This is a genomic window from Serratia sp. ID 25-353 (assembly GCF_054792795.1).
The window spans coordinates 4,709,277-4,723,913 of the sequence record NZ_CM139236.1; the positions used below are offsets into that span (position 1 = coordinate 4,709,277).

The following is a 14,637-nucleotide window of genomic DNA, read 5'->3' on the forward strand; positions in this document are numbered from 1 at the left end:
TGGCTTCGATAATCGGAGGATGTGAGCGCAGGCAACCAACCATGTAATCGGTTTCATGGGCTAACGTTGTGTGAGCCGTCTCTCATTCGCCGCGCTTGCTTTGCTCATGCGGATCGCCGTCGGCTACGGAGTCTCGCAGGATAAGCTCGGCCGAAAAGCGGTTGTTCTGCGGCGCGACGTCGCTGCCGCTGTGGATCTGCAGCGCCAGGCGCGCGGCGCGTCGGGCCATTTTCTCGATGGGGTAATGCACCGTGGTCAGCGAAGGGTGGAGATATTTCGCCAGGGCAATGTCGTCAAAGCCAACGATCGACAGCGCCTCGGGCAGCTGAATGTGCCGTTGGTGGCAGGTGCGCATCATGCCGGCGGCCATCACGTCGTTGAAGGTCACTGCGGCGGTGAAGCGTGGGTCGCTGGCCAGCACGCGCTCGGCCGCCAGTTCGCCCCCTCTCTCGTTGAAGGGTACGCTGATGATCCAGACCCCGGGCACCTCAATGCCGGCGGCGGCCATGGCCTTGCGGTAACCCGCTAACCGCTGCGCGCGGTCGTCAATCGGCAGATCCGCCGTCACGCAGGCGATTCTCCGATGCCCCTGGCGAATGAGCAGCTCGGTCGCCGCCTGCGCCGCATTGGCGTTGTCGAGCCAGATGCAACGGTTGGCGATGGCGGGCAGATAACGATTGATCAGCACCAGCGCAGGCGTGTGGGCGGCGTAGCGCAGCAGCTCCTCCTCCCCCATGCGCGTGACGTGCGCCACGATGGCTTCGCATCCCTGGTTGATGAGAAAGTCGAGGCCGCTTTTTTCCAATTCGGCCTGATGTCCGCCGCTGCACAACATCAAACGTACGCCGGCCTGGCGCGTGATGTCTTCCACGCCCCGCGCCAGGCGCGAGAAAAACGGATCGTCGAGGTTGCCGGTCAGCAATCCCAGCATATTGCCGCTTCTTTTCGCCAGCGCCAGCGCGGCGGCGTTACGGTGATAGTTAAACTCGCGCATCGCCTTCTCGACGCGTTCGCGGGTCACCGGTTCAACGTAGGCGGTATTATTGATCACCCGGCTGACGGTGGCCGTGGAAACGCCGGCGCGCCGCGCAACGTCTTTCATGGTGGCCATGGCATGTCCTGTTATACCGTTCGGCGCCCGTTGCGCCGCGCATAAAAAAGGGCAGCCGATGGCTGCCCTCTTGTCTCGTCACTGCGATCTGCTTAGTGGCAGCCGCAGCCGCCGTTACCGCAGCCGCCTTTACCGTGGTCGTGACCATGGTCGTGATCGTGGCCGTGGCCGTGACCGCCGCAGCAGCCTTCACCGTGTTCGTGGTGATGGTCGTGCTCGCCGTGTACGTGGCCGTGCGCCAGTTCTTCTTCGGTCGCTTCGCGGATCGCGACAACTTCCACATTGAAGTTCAGGTTTTGGCCGGCCAGCATGTGGTTGCCGTCAACCACCACGTGGTCGCCGTCAACTTCGGTGATTTCAACCGGTACCGGGCCCTGATCGGTGTCAGCCAGGAAACGCATGCCAACCTGCAGTTCGTCAACGCCCATGAAGACGTCTTTCGGTACGCGCTGCACCAGGTTTTCGTCGTAGTTGCCGTACGCGTCGTTCGCGCCGACGTGAACGTCAAAACGATCGCCAACGTCGTGGCCTTCGAGTGCTTTTTCCAGACCTGCGATCAGAGAACCATGCCCGTGCAGATAGTCCAGCGGTGCGCTCACCGGAGACTCATCAACCAAAACACCGTCTTCTGTACGTACTTGGTAAGCCAGGCTGACCACCAAGTCTTTTGCTACTTTCATGATATCTCCTACCGTTGGCTACTAGGACGCGCACCGTTATCGGGATGCGCGCCTTTTCCGGACAGATTGTAACGGAAATCTGCCTCGCTGTACCCTCCGGGATAAAAAAACGCTACTTCGGCTGGAAAATGCCGATCACCTGTTCTTGCGGGCGAACGTGTTTTTCCACCTGTTGTTCGGTCTGGCGCTGATGGTGACCGCACTTGACGCACTCCACCACCTCCACCTGATCCTCCCGCCATACCGCCAGCGTATCCATGGCGCTACAGCTCGGGCACACCGCCCCGGCGATAAATCTCTTACGTGTTGCAGACATCGTTATGCTCCCGCTTATTCGTATTCGTCCCAGCCGTCGAACTGGCGACTTTCTTTTTGCATTTCGCGATGGAACAGCTCTTCCAGCTCGCGCCGCGCCTCTTTCACGCGGGAAATTTGCGCCACATCGCCCTGATGCGGCGGCATCAGTTCACGCAGCATGCGCATATCCAGGCGGCGGAAATGCTGCTGGGCGCGGAAGGCCTGATGCGGGTGCATGCCCAACTCCATCAGCGCCTTGCGCCCCAGTTCCAGCGCGCTGGAGAAGGTCTCGCGGCTGAACTGCTTCACGCCAGCCTGCAGCAACTCATGCGCCTCCACGCGGCCGCGCGCCCGCGCAAGAATGCTCAGGTTTGGAAAGTGTTGCTGACACAGCCGCACGATCTCCATGGTGTCTTCCGGCTCATTGCAGGTGATCACGATCGACTTGGCCTTCTCGGCGCCCGCCGCGCGCAGCAGCTCAAGCTCGGTGGCGTCACCGTAATAAACCTGGTAACCGTAACGCCGCAGTACGCCGACGGCGCTGACGTCGCGCTCCAGTACGGTAATGCGCATTTTGTTGGCCATCAACAGGCGGCCGATCACCTGGCCGAAACGCCCGAAGCCAACGATGATCACCTGCGGATCGTCGTCCTCCACGTATGGCGTCTCCTCGTCTTCGCCTTTGGCGTTATAGCGGCGCGCCAAAATGCGGTCGATGGCCTGCATCAGCAGCGGCGTGGTCATCATCGACAGCGTCACCACCACCAACAGCAAAGAGAGTTGATCCGGCTGCAGCACCTTTTGCGCGCCCGCCGCCGAAAAGAGCACGAAGGCGAACTCGCCGCCCTGGCTGAGCACCCCGGCAAACTGCAGGCGCACCGAACTGCGCAGGCCGAACAGGCGCGACACACCATAGAGCACGCCGGATTTGACCGCCACCAGCGCCAGCACGCCGATCAACACCTCGGCCAGATGGGTGTAGAGCACGCCGATATTCAACACCATGCCCACCGAAATAAAGAACAGCCCCAGCAGCAGCCCTTTAAACGGCTCGATGGAAATTTCCAGCTCGTGGCGGTATTCGCTCTCCGCCAGCAGCACCCCGGCGATGAAGGTGCCGAGCGCCATCGACAGGCCGAGCGCTTCCATAAACAGCGCCGAGCCGAGCACCAGCAACAGCGCTGCGGCGGTGAAGATCTCGCGCACGCCGGAAGCGGCGATATAGCGGAACAGCGGCCGCAGCAGGAAACGGCCGCCGATCAGCATGCCGCCGAACGCCGCCACCTTGAGCGCGATCTTCGCCCAGTCGTCGCTGGTGCCGCCGGCGCCGGCCAGAATAGGGATCAGCGCCAGCGCCGGGATCACCGCCATATCCTGGAACAGCAGCACCGAGAAGCCGAGCTGCCCCCCTTCGTTGCGGTTCATGCCCTTCTCGCGCATCAGTTGCAGCGCCATGGCGGTGGAAGACATCGCCAGGCCGATACCGCCGATCACCGCCGCCTGCCAGGCGAAGTGCGTCAGGTACAGCAACGCGCCCAGCACCGCCGCGGTGATCAACACCTGGCCCGCGCCGGCGCCGAAGATCGAACGCCGCAGCTCCCACAGCTTGCTGGGGTTCAGTTCCAGGCCGATGATGAACATCAGGAACACCACGCCCAGCTCGGAGAAGTGCAGGATTTCGTCGACGTCGCGGATGAAGCCCAGTCCCCAAGGGCCGATGGCGATGCCGGCGATCAGATAGCCCAGCACCGCGCCGATCCCCAGGCGACGGGCGATCGGCACCGTCACCACCGCGGCGAACAGGAACAGTAAAATGGCGGTCAGTAAGGTCGATCCTTCCATCGTCACCGCCCTCCGTGAGGCAGCGGGTGGCTCAGCCACTCGCCGTAGGCGTCCGCATGGCTGCGCAGCACCTCCGGCTTTTGCCGCCGCGCCCAGTACACCACGAACGGCGTCAACCAGTGCATATGGCACATCCCGGCGGTCAGCTCGAACGGCCGCAGAATATCTTCCATCGGGTAGTGGTTATAACCGCCGGTGCGGTAGGCGCCTTCCGGTTCGCCGGTGGTGATCACCGAGCGCCAGTATTTGCCCGCCAGCGCATTGCCGCCCACGCCGCTGGCGAAGCCGCGCGACAGCACGCGATCCAACCACTCCTTCAGCAGCGCCGGGCAGCTGTAGGTGTACAGCGGGTGCTGAAACACGATGACCTGATGCTCACGCAGCAGCTGTTGTTCATGATGGATATCGATAAAAAAATCAGGGTAGTGCGCGTAGAGATCGTGCACGGTGACATGTTCCAACTGCTGCGCCGGTCGAAGCAAAACCCGGTTCGCCACCGAGTCATGGGATTCCGGATGGGCATACAGCAGCAAGACCTTGGGCGGCTGCGACATCATTCCCCTCCAAAGCGTCGTCAGGGTAGCGGTTTTCCGTTACCATGCATCGCAAAGACAAAAACAGCGCGCGGTACGCGTTCTGTTACCTTAATGATAATTTAACATACTCTGAACATACGGCGCTTTATGATTGTATTCTCCTCGCTACAAATCCGACGCGGCATCCGCGTCCTGCTGGACAACGCCACGGCGACGGTTAATCCAGGTCAGAAGGTCGGCCTGGTGGGCAAAAACGGCTGCGGCAAATCCACGCTGCTGTCGCTGTTGAAGGGCGAGATCGCGGCAGACGGCGGCAGCTTTACCTTCCCCGGCAACTGGGCGCTGGCCTGGGTCAACCAGGAGACGCCGGCGCTGGACGTGCCGGCCATTGAGTATGTTATCGACGGCGACCGCGAGTTTCGCCAACTCGAAGCCGAATTGCAGGCGGCCAACGACCGTAACGACGGCCACGCCATCGCGACCCTGCACGGCAAGCTGGACGCCATCGACGCCTGGACCATCCGCTCCCGCGCCGCCAGCCTGCTGCACGGCCTCGGCTTCTCCAACGAACAGCTGCAAAGCCCGGTGCGCGACTTTTCCGGCGGCTGGCGCATGCGCCTCAACCTGGCGCAGGCGCTGGTGTGCCGGTCGGACCTGCTGCTGCTCGACGAACCGACCAACCACCTGGATCTCGATGCGGTGATCTGGCTGGAGCGCTGGCTGAAAAGCTATCCCGGCACGCTGGTGCTGATCTCGCACGACCGCGACTTCCTCGATCCGATCGTCGACAAGATCCTGCATATCGAACAGCAGACGATGAATGAATACACCGGCAACTATTCGTCGTTTGAACGCCAGCGCGCCACCAAGCTGGCGCAGCAGCAGTCGCTGTATCAGCACCAGCAAGAGAAAGTGGCGCACCTGCAAAGCTATATCGACCGTTTCCGCGCGCAGGCCACCAAGGCCAAGCAGGCGCAGAGCCGCATCAAGATGCTGGAGCGCATGGAGCTGATCGCCCCGGCGCACGTCGACAATCCGTTCACCTTCAGCTTCCGTCCGCCGGAAAGCCTGCCGAACCCGCTGCTGCGCATGGACAAAGTCAGCGCCGGGTATGGCGATAAAGTGATCCTGAAGTCAATCAAGCTGAACCTGGTGCCCGGCTCGCGCATTGGCCTGCTCGGCCGCAACGGTGCCGGTAAATCGACGCTGATCAAACTGCTGGCCGGCCCCCTGGAACCGCTGAGCGGCGAGATAGGCCTGGCGAAAGGCATAAAGCTGGGTTACTTCGCCCAGCACCAGCTGGAATTCCTGCGTGCCGACGAATCGCCGCTGCAGCACCTGAGCCGCATCGCACCACGGGTGCTGGAGCAGCAGCTGCGCGACTATCTGGGCGGTTTCGGTTTCCAGGGCGACAAGGTCAGCGAAGTGACCGAACGTTTCTCCGGCGGCGAGAAGGCGCGGCTTGTGCTGGCGCTGATCGTCTGGCAGCGCCCTAACCTGCTGCTGCTCGATGAACCGACCAACCACCTGGATCTCGACATGCGTCAGGCGCTGACCGAGGCGCTGATCGATTTCGAAGGCGCGTTGGTGGTGGTCTCGCACGACCGTCACCTGCTGCGCTCCACCACCGACGATCTGTACCTGGTGCACGACGGCCAGGTCGAGCCTTTCGAGGGCGATCTCGACGACTACCAGCAGTGGCTTGTCGACCTGCAGCGCCAGGAAAGCCAGCAGGACGCACCGGAAAAAGAGAGCGGCGGCAACAGCGCGCAGGCGCGCAAGGATCAAAAACGCCGCGAGGCGGAGTTCCGTACGCAGACCCAGCCGCTGCGCAAGCAGATCGCCAAGCTGGAACAACAGATGGAAAAACTGGGCGCCGAACTGGCGGCGGTGGAGGCACAGCTGGCGGATTCCGCACTGTACGACATCAGCCGCAAGGCCGAGTTGACCGACTGCCTGCAAAAGCAAAGCCAGGCCAAATCCGTGCTGGAAGAGACGGAAATGACCTGGCTGGATGCGCAGGAACAGCTGGAACAGTTAACGCAGGCGTTCGAAGCCTAAGCTTCAGGCCTTGTAAAAAGGCCTATCCCCCAGAATGGTCGCGCGGTGCATGATGCGCCGCTGCGGCAGATAATCCGCGTTCGCGTAGTGCTGCGTCACGCGGTTATCCCAGATCGCCACGTCATTTTCCTGCCAGCGCCAGCGCACCTGAAACTCCGGTTTGGTGATGTGAGCAAACAGGAAATTCAGTAAAGCGTCGCTCTCTTTCGGCGCCAAATCGACGATCCGCGTAGTAAACCCTTCATTGACGAACAGCGCCTGCCGGCCGCTGACCGGGTGAGTACGCACCACCGGATGCAACAGCGGCGGATTTTTCTGCACCGCCAGCTGCCAGCGCTGATGCTCCTCTTCACTGCCGCGATGCTTGTGTTCCGGGAACGACTTGGTGAAGTCATGCTCCGCGCGCAGCCCCGCCAACAGCGTTCTGAACGGCGCCGACAGCGCCTCGTAGGCCGCGATGCCGCTGGCCCACAGCGTGTCGCCGCCGGTGGAAGGCAGCGTCTTGGCCGCCAGGATCGCCCCCAGCGGCGGGTTCTCGATAAAGGTCACGTCGGTGTGCCAGTTATCGTTGTCCGGCGGGTTGTCGTCGTGGGTATCGAGCACGATGATCTCTTCCACGTCGGTGGCGTGCGGATAGACCGGATGGATATGCAGATCGCCGAAGCGGCCGGCCAGATCGCGCTGCTGCAGCGGCGTGATCGGCTGATTGCGGAAGAACAGCACCTGATGCTTCAGCAAGGCATGATAAAGCTGTTCAAACTGCCCGTCGCCCAGCGGTCGGGCCAACTCGACGTTTTCCACCAGCGCCCCGATGTAAGGCCCCAGCGGGGTGATATTCAGACGTTCGTTCATTGCTGTACTCCATGCCACGGGGTCAATCGGCGCTGCAGGGCACGCAGCCCCAGCTCCAGCCCAAATGCAATCACCGCAATCACGCCGATGCCGGCCAACACCACGTCGGTCGCCAGAAACTCACCGGCGGATTGCACCATAAATCCCAGGCCGCGCGTGGCGGCGATCAGTTCAGCGGCCACCAGCGTCGACCAGCCGACGCCCAGCCCGATGCGGATGCCGGTCAGGATCTCCGGCAGCGCGCTCGGCAGCACCACGAAACGCAGCACCTGCCAACGCGTGGCGCCCAACGCGCGGGCGGCACGCACCCGCACCTGGGCCACGCTGCGCACGCCGGCCACGGCAGACAGCGTCACCGGCGCGAAGATCGCCAGATAAATCAGCAAGATCTTTGAGGTTTCACCGATGCCGAACCAAATCACCATCAGCGGCAGATAGGCCAGCGGCGGCACCGGGCGATAGATCTCAATCAGCGGATCGAGGATGCCGCGCACCGTGTCGTTCAGCCCCATGGCGATGCCCACCGGGATGCCGACGATCACCGCCGCCAACAGCGCTACCAGAATGCGTCCCAGGCTGGCCGCCAGATGTTGCCACAGCGTGGCGTCCATAAAACCCTGCGGGCTGGCGATGGCGATCAGCTGGTGCAGCACCTGCTGCGGCGCCGGCAAAAACAGCGGGCTGATCAGCTGCAGCGCCGTCACGCCCCACCAGACGATCAACACCGTCAACAGCGTGGCGCTGCTCAGCCAAACATTGCGCGGCACGCTGAAACGGCGCGCCGCTTTGCCCTGCGGCTGCGCCGCGGCCTTCAGAGTGGAATGCAGGCTCATAGCAAGGCCTCGCGCTGTTGGAAAACTTTGCCCAGCACGTATTCGCGCTGCGCGATAAATTCAGGATCTGACTTGATGGCGCGGCAGGCTTCGCCGTCGGCATAGCGTTGGCCGAAGTTCAGCGACAGCCGCTCCACCACTTGCCCTGGCCCCGGCGACAGCAGCAGCAGTTCGCTGGCGAGGAACACCGCCTCTTCGATATCGTGGGTGATCAGCAGCACCTGTTTGCCGGTCTCACGCCAAATGGTCAGCAACAGCTCCTGCATTTGCTCGCGGGTGAACGCGTCCAGGGCGCCGAACGGCTCGTCCAACAACAACAGCCGTGGATCGGCGGCCAGAGCGCGGGCGATGCCGACGCGTTGGCGCATGCCGCCGGAAAGCTGCCAGATAAAGTGCTGTTCATACCCCGCCAGCCCCACGCGCTGCAGCATCTGCTCCGCCACCTGGCGGCGCTGCGCCTTGCCGACGCCGGCCAGCTGCAGGCCGAACTCGACGTTGTCCACCACGTTGCGCCACGGCAGTAAGCCCTCATGCTGGAACACCACGCCCCGTTCGGCGCTCGGGCCGTGAACGGGCGTTCCATCCAGCGTGATGCTGCCAGCTGAAGGCTCGATAAACCCGGCGATCAAATTCAGCAGCGTGGTCTTGCCGCAGCCCGACGGGCCGAGCACCACCACCAGTTGCCCGGTGGCGATCTGGAACGACACGTCACGCAGCGCGGGCCGCCCCTGATACTCTGCTGAAAGATGATTGACGTTTAGCATCCTGCTTCCTTACGACTGCGGCGCAGCCTGCACCTGTTTCACAAAGCGGTCGGTCACGTAAGCGCTGTAGTCGCTGTCGACCTGCGGGATCTTGCCCTGCTGCTTGAGGAATTCGGCGGTATCGCGGATCGCCTTGTCCACCGGCTGGCCGAGTTGGGCAACCTGATCCGCCACCGGCAGATAACGGTTTCCCTTCACCAGCTCAGGCACCTGCGCTTCCGGCACGCCGCTCAGGCGCGCCAGCGTGCTGAGATGGCTTGGATCTTTCAGCCACTGTTCCGGCGCCGCCAGGTAGGCCTTTTGCGCCTGCAGGGCGCTGGCGGCAAAGGCGGTCACCACGTCGGGATGTTTCTCGGCAAAGTCTTTGCGCACCACCCACACGTCCAGCGTCGGCGAACCCCATTCGCCCACCTGCGCGGAGTCGGTCAACACCTTGCCCTGTTTGGCCAGTTCGTTGACCACCGGCGCCCAGACGTAAGCACCGTCGATGTCGCCGCGCTGCCAGGCGGCGGCGATGGCCGGCGGCTGCAAATTGAGGATCTTCACCTGCTCAGGCTTAATGCCCCAATGCTTGAGCGAGGCCAGCAGGCTGTAATGGGTGGTGGAGATAAACGGCACCGCAATGCGCTTGCCGATCAGATCCTGCGGGCTTTTGATGTCATTCTTCACCACCAGCGCTTCGGAGCTGCCGAGCTGCGAGGCGATGAGGAACACTTCGATGGGGAGTTTCTGACTGGCGGCCACCGCCAGTGGGCTGGAGCCGATATTGCCGATCTGCACATCGCCGGAGGCCAGCGCACGCAGCACGCTGGAGCCGCTGTCGAACTTACGCCAGTCGACGGTCGCGCCGGACCGTTTGGCGAAGCTGTTTTCCGCCTGCGCCACCTTGGCCGGTTCTGCCGACGTCTGGTACGCCACGGTCACGTCCACCGCGTAGGCGCTGGCTGCGCTGAGCGACAGCGCCAACAGCGCCGCGTTGCGTAAGGAAAAGAGTTTGCCCGCCATGTTCCGCTCCGTTGATAAAAATCTGTTCAGTTGCTGACAGTTTTATCTGAGCGATGACGGGCGATAAAAGAATAAAAAAGTCTTCTTTATTACCTTGAGTAATATAAACGCAGATTACAGCGCGATCTTTCCGCGCAGGAACACATGAGCATAACCGCCGAGCAGCGTGCGATCCCCTTGCAGTTCGCAGAACAGCTCGCCGCCGCGCGCTGAGATCTGCCGCGCATGCAGCCGATGGCGGCCGAGACGCGCCGTCCAGTAAGGCATCAGCGTGCAGTGCGCGGAGCCGGTGACCGGATCTTCACCGCCGTCGAGCGTGAAATAGCGCGACACGAAGTCCACGGTATCACCCGGCGCGGTAACGATCACCGCACGCTCCGCCAACGCGATCAGCGCCGGAATGTCCGGCCGCAGCGCGCGCACCTGCGCCTCGCTTTCCAGCACCACCATCAGCGCTTTCGCCTGCCACACCTCCTGTGGCTGCACACCCAGCAGCGCCGCGAGGCCCGCCGGTTCAGCCACCTTCTGCGGCGGCCGCGCGGGGAAGTCGAGCACCAGCCGTTCCCCGTCCTGCGCATCGCGCTTGACGAACAGCTCGCCGCCGGCCGATCTGAAACGAATATCCTGCAGCGCCGGATTGATCGCGCTGAACATCACATGCGCCGCCGCCAGCGTGCCGTGGCCGCAAAGATCGACCTCGCGTTCCGGGGTAAACCAGCGGATGGCGGTCATGTCGCCGTCATCCCAGACAAAGCTAGTTTCCGGCAGGCCGATCTCGTTGGCGATCGCCTGCAGCCGCGCCGCCGGCAGCGGCTGCGTCAGCAGGCACACTCCGGCCGGGTTGCCGCGCAGCCCTTCACCGGTAAAGGCGACCACGTGATAATAATTTTCCGCCATCGTTCGCTCCTTAATGCCAGATCAGTAACACACAGGCTGCGGTCAACAACCCCATGGAAACGTTGAAGATAACCCAGGCCTTTTTGCTGCGCAGCAGGCGGCCGATCACGGTGCCGAACGCCAGCCAGATAATGCCGGCGACGATGTTGACCACCAAAATGCCCAGCGCGATCGCCGCAATGGACCCGTTGTACTTATCGCCTGCCAGGCTGAAGCTGGCCACCGCCCCCAGCGCCATCAGCCAGGCTTTCGGATTGAGGAACTGCAGCAGCCAGCCCTGATACAGCCGCACCGGCTGCGGCGGCGCCACGTCGGTTTCCAGTTTTTCATAGGCGGCGGTGGCGACTTTCCACGCCAGCCACAGCAGGTACAAACTGCCGAGGATTTTCAGGATCAGGTGCAGCGACGGGTAGACCAGGATCAGGCTGCCGACGCCGAAGGCCACCAGCAGCAAAATGCTTTGCATGCCGAGCATGATACCGATCATCAGCCACAGCGATCGCATAAAGCCGAAGTTGGCGCCAGAGGTGGTCAACAGCAGGTTATTGGGGCCAGGCGTGATGGCGGCGACCCACAGGAAGCCCAGCATCGAAAGGAATAAACTCGGTTCCATGGCACGGGTGCTCCTCACCCAAGGCGCTTTTTTGCAGTATCATTGTTAATTCTTGGTATTGAAGCTAACAGTGCGCTAGGGATCTCACAATAGCCGCCCACAACATTTTTACTCAGCCTATGCCTAACACCTTTCGCCCTCTGACCGGGGCCAGTAACCCGCACCTGCAAACGCTGTTGCCGCGGTTGGTGCGCCGCCGCGTGTTATTGAAACCGCATTGGCAACGGCTGGAATTGCCCGACGGCGATTTCGTCGATCTCGCCTGGAGCGAAGATCCGGCGCAGGCGCGCGACAAACCGCGTGCGGTGCTGTTCCACGGCCTGGAAGGCAGCTTCTACAGCCCCTACGCGCATGGCCTGCTCAACGCCTGGCGTGAGCGTGGCTGGCTCGGCGTGGTGATGCACTTTCGCGGCTGCAGCGGCGTGCCCAACCGCAAGCAGCGCATCTACCACTCCGGTGAAACCGAAGATGCGCGCTTCTTCCTGCGCTGGCTACGTGACCGCTACGGCGAGGTGCCGACCGCGGCGGTAGGCGTTTCGCTCGGCGGCAACATGCTGGCCTGCTATCTGGCGCAGCAAGGCGCCGACAGCTTGCTGCAGGCGGCGGTGGTGGTCTCGGCGCCGCTGATGCTGGAGCCTTGCGCCTACCGCATGGAGCAAGGCTTCTCCCGCGTTTATCAGCGCTACCTGCTGGGGCAGCTGAAACAAAACGCCACCCGTAAGCTGTTGCACTACCCGGACACTCTGCCGCTCAAGCTGTCACAGCTGAACGGCTTGCGACGCATCCGCGAATTCGACGACGCCATCACCTCACGCATTCACGGCTTCAGCGACGCTATCGACTATTATCGCCGCTGCAGCGCCCTGCCGCTGTTGCCGGCTGTCCAGACGCCGCTGCTGATCATCCATGCGAAGGACGATCCCTTCATGACCCATGAGGTGATCCCCGACGTCACCGGCCTGCCGCGCAATATTGAATATCAGTTGACCGAGTTCGGCGGCCACGTCGGCTTTGTCGGCGGCACGCTGAAAAAACCGCACATGTGGCTGGAGCATCGCATTCCGGCCTGGCTTTCCCCTTATCTGGACATCCCGACGTGATCATTCCCTGGCAAGAACTGGCAACCGACACCCTGAACAGCCTGATCGAATCCTTTGTGCTGCGCGAAGGCACCGATTACGGCGAGCACGAACGCTCGCTGGAACAGAAGGTGGAGGACGTGCGCCGCCAGCTGAAAAACGGCGAAGTGGTGCTGGTGTGGTCGGAACTGCACGAGAGCGTCAACATCATGCCGCGCGGCCAGTTCCGCGCCGGGCAGGAAGAAATTTAGTGGCGATCGGTTCTATGACTGACGGAAAAAATCAGGTAACAATGGGGCATTGCAAACCAGCGCGCGCCATTTTTTCCTGACATAGAGAGCGTCAACAAGAGCCACAATAATCCCCTGACGCCGGCGCATTCAACACGGAGTGACAACCACCATGTCTGCCAAACATCCCGTTATCGCGGTGACCGGTTCCAGCGGCGCCGGTACCACCACCACCAGCGTGGCGTTCCGCAAAATATTCCAACAGCTCAACATTCGCGCCGCCGAGTTGGAGGGTGACAGCTTCCACCGCTACACCCGGCCGGAAATGGACGCGGCGATCCGCAAGGCGCGCGATCTGGGCAGACACATCAGCTATTTCGGCCCCGAGGCCAACGACTTCGGCCTGCTGCAGCAGAGCTTTATCGACTACGGCAAGAACGGCACCGGCCGTTCGCGCAAGTATCTGCACACCTACGACGAAGCGGTGCCCTACAATCAGGTGCCGGGTACCTTCACCCCGTGGGAACCGCTGCCGGCGCCGACCGACGTGCTGTTTTACGAGGGGTTGCACGGCGGCGTGGTCACCGAGCACCACGACGTGGCAAACCACGTCGATCTGCTGGTCGGCGTGGTACCGATCGTCAACCTGGAGTGGATCCAGAAACTGATCCGCGATACCGGCGAGCGCGGTCACTCTCGCGAAGCGGTGATGGACTCGGTGGTGCGTTCGATGGAAGATTACATCAACTACATCACGCCGCAGTTCTCGCGCACCCACATCAACTTCCAGCGCGTGCCGACGGTGGACACCTCCAACCCGTTCGCCGCCAAGGCGATTCCCTCACTGGACGAAAGCTTCGTCGTGATCCACTTTCGCGGGCTGGATCAAATTGACTTCCCCTATTTGCTGGCGATGCTGCAGGGCTCGTTTATCTCGCACATCAATACGTTAGTGGTGCCGGGTGGCAAGATGGGGCTGGCGATGGAACTGATCATGGCGCCGCTGGTGCAGCGGCTGCTGGAAGGCAAGAAGATCGAATAAACGCGTTGAGCGCGGCGCCGGGCCGCGCTCCGTCTCGATTACGCCGGGTGGCGGATCTCGAAACTGTGGGTCACCGTGGCGGCCTTGTTAAGCATCAACGCCACCGAGCAGTATTTCTCCGCCGACAGGTTCACCGCACGCTCGACGATCTTGTCGGTCAGGTCCTGGCCGGTAACGATGAAATGCAGGTTGATATGGGTGAACAACCGCGGGGCTTCTTCACGGCGCTCGGAGGTCAGCTTCACCTCACAGTCGCGCACGTCGTTGCGCCCTTTTTGCAGGATGGACACCACGTCGATCGCGCTGCAGCCGCCCACCGACATCAGCACCATCTCCATCGGGCTGGGCGCTTTATCGCCGGCGTTGCCATCCATCAGCACCTGGTGGCCGGAGGCCGATTCACCCAAAAACGTTAACCCTTCCACCCATTTAACTCTTGCCTGCATTCTGGTCACTCCGGTTAATTTCTTAAAATCAGGGTACGCTTTCGCATAGAAACAGGCAACGTAACCTGATGCTAATCATGCTGAAGCGAGACAACACGAGACACCCGCCTTACTCTGTGCTACAAACAGAGCCGCAATAAATCTTTCCGGGACACTGAATTTCAGGGAAACGCCCAGAGAAAGGCTCCTTTACCGGTATGTTAACAGAATGTAGCTTGCAGCGCTTACGGCAAGTTAATATGCTAGAGCGACAGCGTATTTTTATGACACGCCTCAAAACTTGCCGGTAGCCCTCGCTCATGACTGCGGCTACAGGCGGGTTTTACAGGGAACTCTGACCCCTGTGACA

Annotated in this window: 16 protein-coding genes; 4 read left to right on the forward strand and 12 right to left on the reverse strand. The window is 61.9% G+C overall.

From position 1 onward, the window contains the following. Positions 1–82: 82 nt before the first annotated feature. The 5 genes from ACYF6X_RS22635 to kefG form a co-directional block, all read right to left on the reverse strand. Complete coding sequence (locus tag ACYF6X_RS22635; RefSeq protein WP_063991666.1) at positions 83–1,111, reverse strand: LacI family DNA-binding transcriptional regulator; 1,029 nt, start codon at positions 1,109–1,111, stop codon at positions 83–85. Positions 1,112–1,203: 92 nt separating this feature from the next. After that, on the reverse strand, positions 1,204–1,791 hold the full coding sequence (gene slyD, locus ACYF6X_RS22640) for a peptidylprolyl isomerase (protein WP_130018348.1): 588 nt from the start codon (positions 1,789–1,791) through the stop codon (positions 1,204–1,206). Between the two features lie 112 nt (positions 1,792–1,903). Beyond that, positions 1,904–2,107: a YheV family putative zinc ribbon protein gene (locus tag ACYF6X_RS22645; protein WP_015379274.1), complete on the reverse strand. Its 204-nt coding sequence runs from the start codon at positions 2,105–2,107 to the stop codon at positions 1,904–1,906. A gap of 14 nt (positions 2,108–2,121) precedes the next feature. After that, positions 2,122–3,930 (reverse strand): glutathione-regulated potassium-efflux system protein KefB, encoded by a 1,809-nt coding sequence (gene kefB, locus ACYF6X_RS22650; protein WP_063991667.1) that lies wholly within the window; start codon positions 3,928–3,930, stop codon positions 2,122–2,124. 2 nt (positions 3,931–3,932) lie between these two features. Next, positions 3,933–4,484, reverse strand: a complete 552-nt coding sequence (gene kefG, locus ACYF6X_RS22655; RefSeq protein WP_025159909.1) for a glutathione-regulated potassium-efflux system ancillary protein KefG — start codon at positions 4,482–4,484, stop codon at positions 3,933–3,935. A gap of 129 nt (positions 4,485–4,613) precedes the next feature. On the opposite strand from kefG, the gene ACYF6X_RS22660 reads away from it, so the two are divergent. Then, positions 4,614–6,527 (forward strand): ABC transporter ATP-binding protein, encoded by a 1,914-nt coding sequence (locus ACYF6X_RS22660; RefSeq protein ID WP_460924727.1) that lies wholly within the window; start codon positions 4,614–4,616, stop codon positions 6,525–6,527. Positions 6,528–6,530: 3 nt separating this feature from the next. Here the strand turns inward: ACYF6X_RS22660 and tauD are convergent, their stop codons facing one another. From tauD to ACYF6X_RS22690, 6 genes are all read right to left on the reverse strand, one after another. Beyond that, a complete protein-coding gene (tauD, locus tag ACYF6X_RS22665; RefSeq protein WP_033636267.1) occupies positions 6,531–7,379 on the reverse strand; it encodes a taurine dioxygenase in 849 nt (282 codons plus the stop codon). Further along, positions 7,376–8,212 carry a taurine ABC transporter permease TauC gene (gene tauC / locus ACYF6X_RS22670; RefSeq protein ID WP_063991669.1) on the reverse strand — a complete coding sequence of 279 codons (837 nt, stop codon included), beginning with the start codon at positions 8,210–8,212 and terminating at the stop codon, positions 7,376–7,378. The genes tauD and tauC overlap by 4 nt, the downstream gene beginning before the upstream one ends. Beyond that, positions 8,209–8,976: a taurine ABC transporter ATP-binding subunit gene (gene tauB, locus ACYF6X_RS22675; RefSeq protein ID WP_130018347.1), complete on the reverse strand. Its 768-nt coding sequence runs from the start codon at positions 8,974–8,976 to the stop codon at positions 8,209–8,211. The genes tauC and tauB overlap by 4 nt, the downstream gene beginning before the upstream one ends. Positions 8,977–8,985: 9 nt before the next feature. Continuing rightward, positions 8,986–9,981, reverse strand: a complete 996-nt coding sequence (tauA, locus tag ACYF6X_RS22680) for a taurine ABC transporter substrate-binding protein (RefSeq protein ID WP_038878073.1) — start codon at positions 9,979–9,981, stop codon at positions 8,986–8,988. A 114-nt stretch (positions 9,982–10,095) separates the two neighbouring features. Continuing rightward, the gene (locus ACYF6X_RS22685; RefSeq protein ID WP_063991671.1) at positions 10,096–10,878 is read right to left on the reverse strand and encodes a PhzF family phenazine biosynthesis protein; all 783 of its coding nucleotides are present in this window, start codon (positions 10,876–10,878) and stop codon (positions 10,096–10,098) included. Positions 10,879–10,888: 10 nt separating this feature from the next. Beyond that, on the reverse strand, positions 10,889–11,491 hold the full coding sequence (locus ACYF6X_RS22690; RefSeq protein WP_063991672.1) for a LysE family translocator: 603 nt from the start codon (positions 11,489–11,491) through the stop codon (positions 10,889–10,891). A 119-nt stretch (positions 11,492–11,610) separates the two neighbouring features. Between ACYF6X_RS22690 and ACYF6X_RS22695 the strand changes: the two genes are divergently transcribed. From ACYF6X_RS22695 to ACYF6X_RS22705, 3 genes are all read left to right on the forward strand, one after another. Then, entirely contained in the window at positions 11,611–12,591 is a 981-nt protein-coding gene (locus tag ACYF6X_RS22695) for a hydrolase (RefSeq protein ID WP_130018346.1), read from the forward strand. Further along, positions 12,588–12,821 carry a YheU family protein gene (locus tag ACYF6X_RS22700; RefSeq protein WP_004930376.1) on the forward strand — a complete coding sequence of 78 codons (234 nt, stop codon included), beginning with the start codon at positions 12,588–12,590 and terminating at the stop codon, positions 12,819–12,821. The genes ACYF6X_RS22695 and ACYF6X_RS22700 overlap by 4 nt, the downstream gene beginning before the upstream one ends. A 151-nt stretch (positions 12,822–12,972) precedes the next feature. Next, on the forward strand, positions 12,973–13,842 hold the full coding sequence (locus ACYF6X_RS22705; RefSeq protein WP_033636275.1) for a phosphoribulokinase: 870 nt from the start codon (positions 12,973–12,975) through the stop codon (positions 13,840–13,842). Positions 13,843–13,880: 38 nt separating this feature from the next. Here the strand turns inward: ACYF6X_RS22705 and ACYF6X_RS22710 are convergent, their stop codons facing one another. Beyond that, positions 13,881–14,288, reverse strand: a complete 408-nt coding sequence (locus ACYF6X_RS22710) for an OsmC family protein (protein ID WP_063991674.1) — start codon at positions 14,286–14,288, stop codon at positions 13,881–13,883. Positions 14,289–14,637: the final 349 nt, after the last annotated feature.

Bases quoted from the DNA above. Each gene is read 5' to 3' on its own strand.
- tauD (WP_033636267.1), bottom strand. From the start codon at position 7,379: ATGAACGAACGTCTGAATATCACCCCGCTGGGGCCTTACATCGGGGCG.
- tauA (WP_038878073.1), bottom strand. From the start codon at position 9,981: ATGGCGGGCAAACTCTTTTCCTTACGCAACGCGGCGCTGTTGGCGCTG.
- ACYF6X_RS22635 (WP_063991666.1), bottom strand. From the start codon at position 1,111: ATGGCCACCATGAAAGACGTTGCGCGGCGCGCCGGCGTTTCCACGGCC.
- ACYF6X_RS22660 (WP_460924727.1), top strand. From the start codon at position 4,614: ATGATTGTATTCTCCTCGCTACAAATCCGACGCGGCATCCGCGTCCTG.
- ACYF6X_RS22685 (WP_063991671.1), bottom strand. From the start codon at position 10,878: ATGGCGGAAAATTATTATCACGTGGTCGCCTTTACCGGTGAAGGGCTG.
- ACYF6X_RS22645 (WP_015379274.1), bottom strand. From the start codon at position 2,107: ATGTCTGCAACACGTAAGAGATTTATCGCCGGGGCGGTGTGCCCGAGC.
- tauB (WP_130018347.1), bottom strand. From the start codon at position 8,976: ATGCTAAACGTCAATCATCTTTCAGCAGAGTATCAGGGGCGGCCCGCG.
- ACYF6X_RS22710 (WP_063991674.1), bottom strand. From the start codon at position 14,288: ATGCAGGCAAGAGTTAAATGGGTGGAAGGGTTAACGTTTTTGGGTGAA.
- ACYF6X_RS22705 (WP_033636275.1), top strand. From the start codon at position 12,973: ATGTCTGCCAAACATCCCGTTATCGCGGTGACCGGTTCCAGCGGCGCC.
- slyD (WP_130018348.1), bottom strand. From the start codon at position 1,791: ATGAAAGTAGCAAAAGACTTGGTGGTCAGCCTGGCTTACCAAGTACGT.
- ACYF6X_RS22690 (WP_063991672.1), bottom strand. From the start codon at position 11,491: ATGGAACCGAGTTTATTCCTTTCGATGCTGGGCTTCCTGTGGGTCGCC.
- kefB (WP_063991667.1), bottom strand. From the start codon at position 3,930: ATGGAAGGATCGACCTTACTGACCGCCATTTTACTGTTCCTGTTCGCC.
- ACYF6X_RS22695 (WP_130018346.1), top strand. From the start codon at position 11,611: ATGCCTAACACCTTTCGCCCTCTGACCGGGGCCAGTAACCCGCACCTG.
- kefG (WP_025159909.1), bottom strand. From the start codon at position 4,484: ATGTCGCAGCCGCCCAAGGTCTTGCTGCTGTATGCCCATCCGGAATCC.
- tauC (WP_063991669.1), bottom strand. From the start codon at position 8,212: ATGAGCCTGCATTCCACTCTGAAGGCCGCGGCGCAGCCGCAGGGCAAA.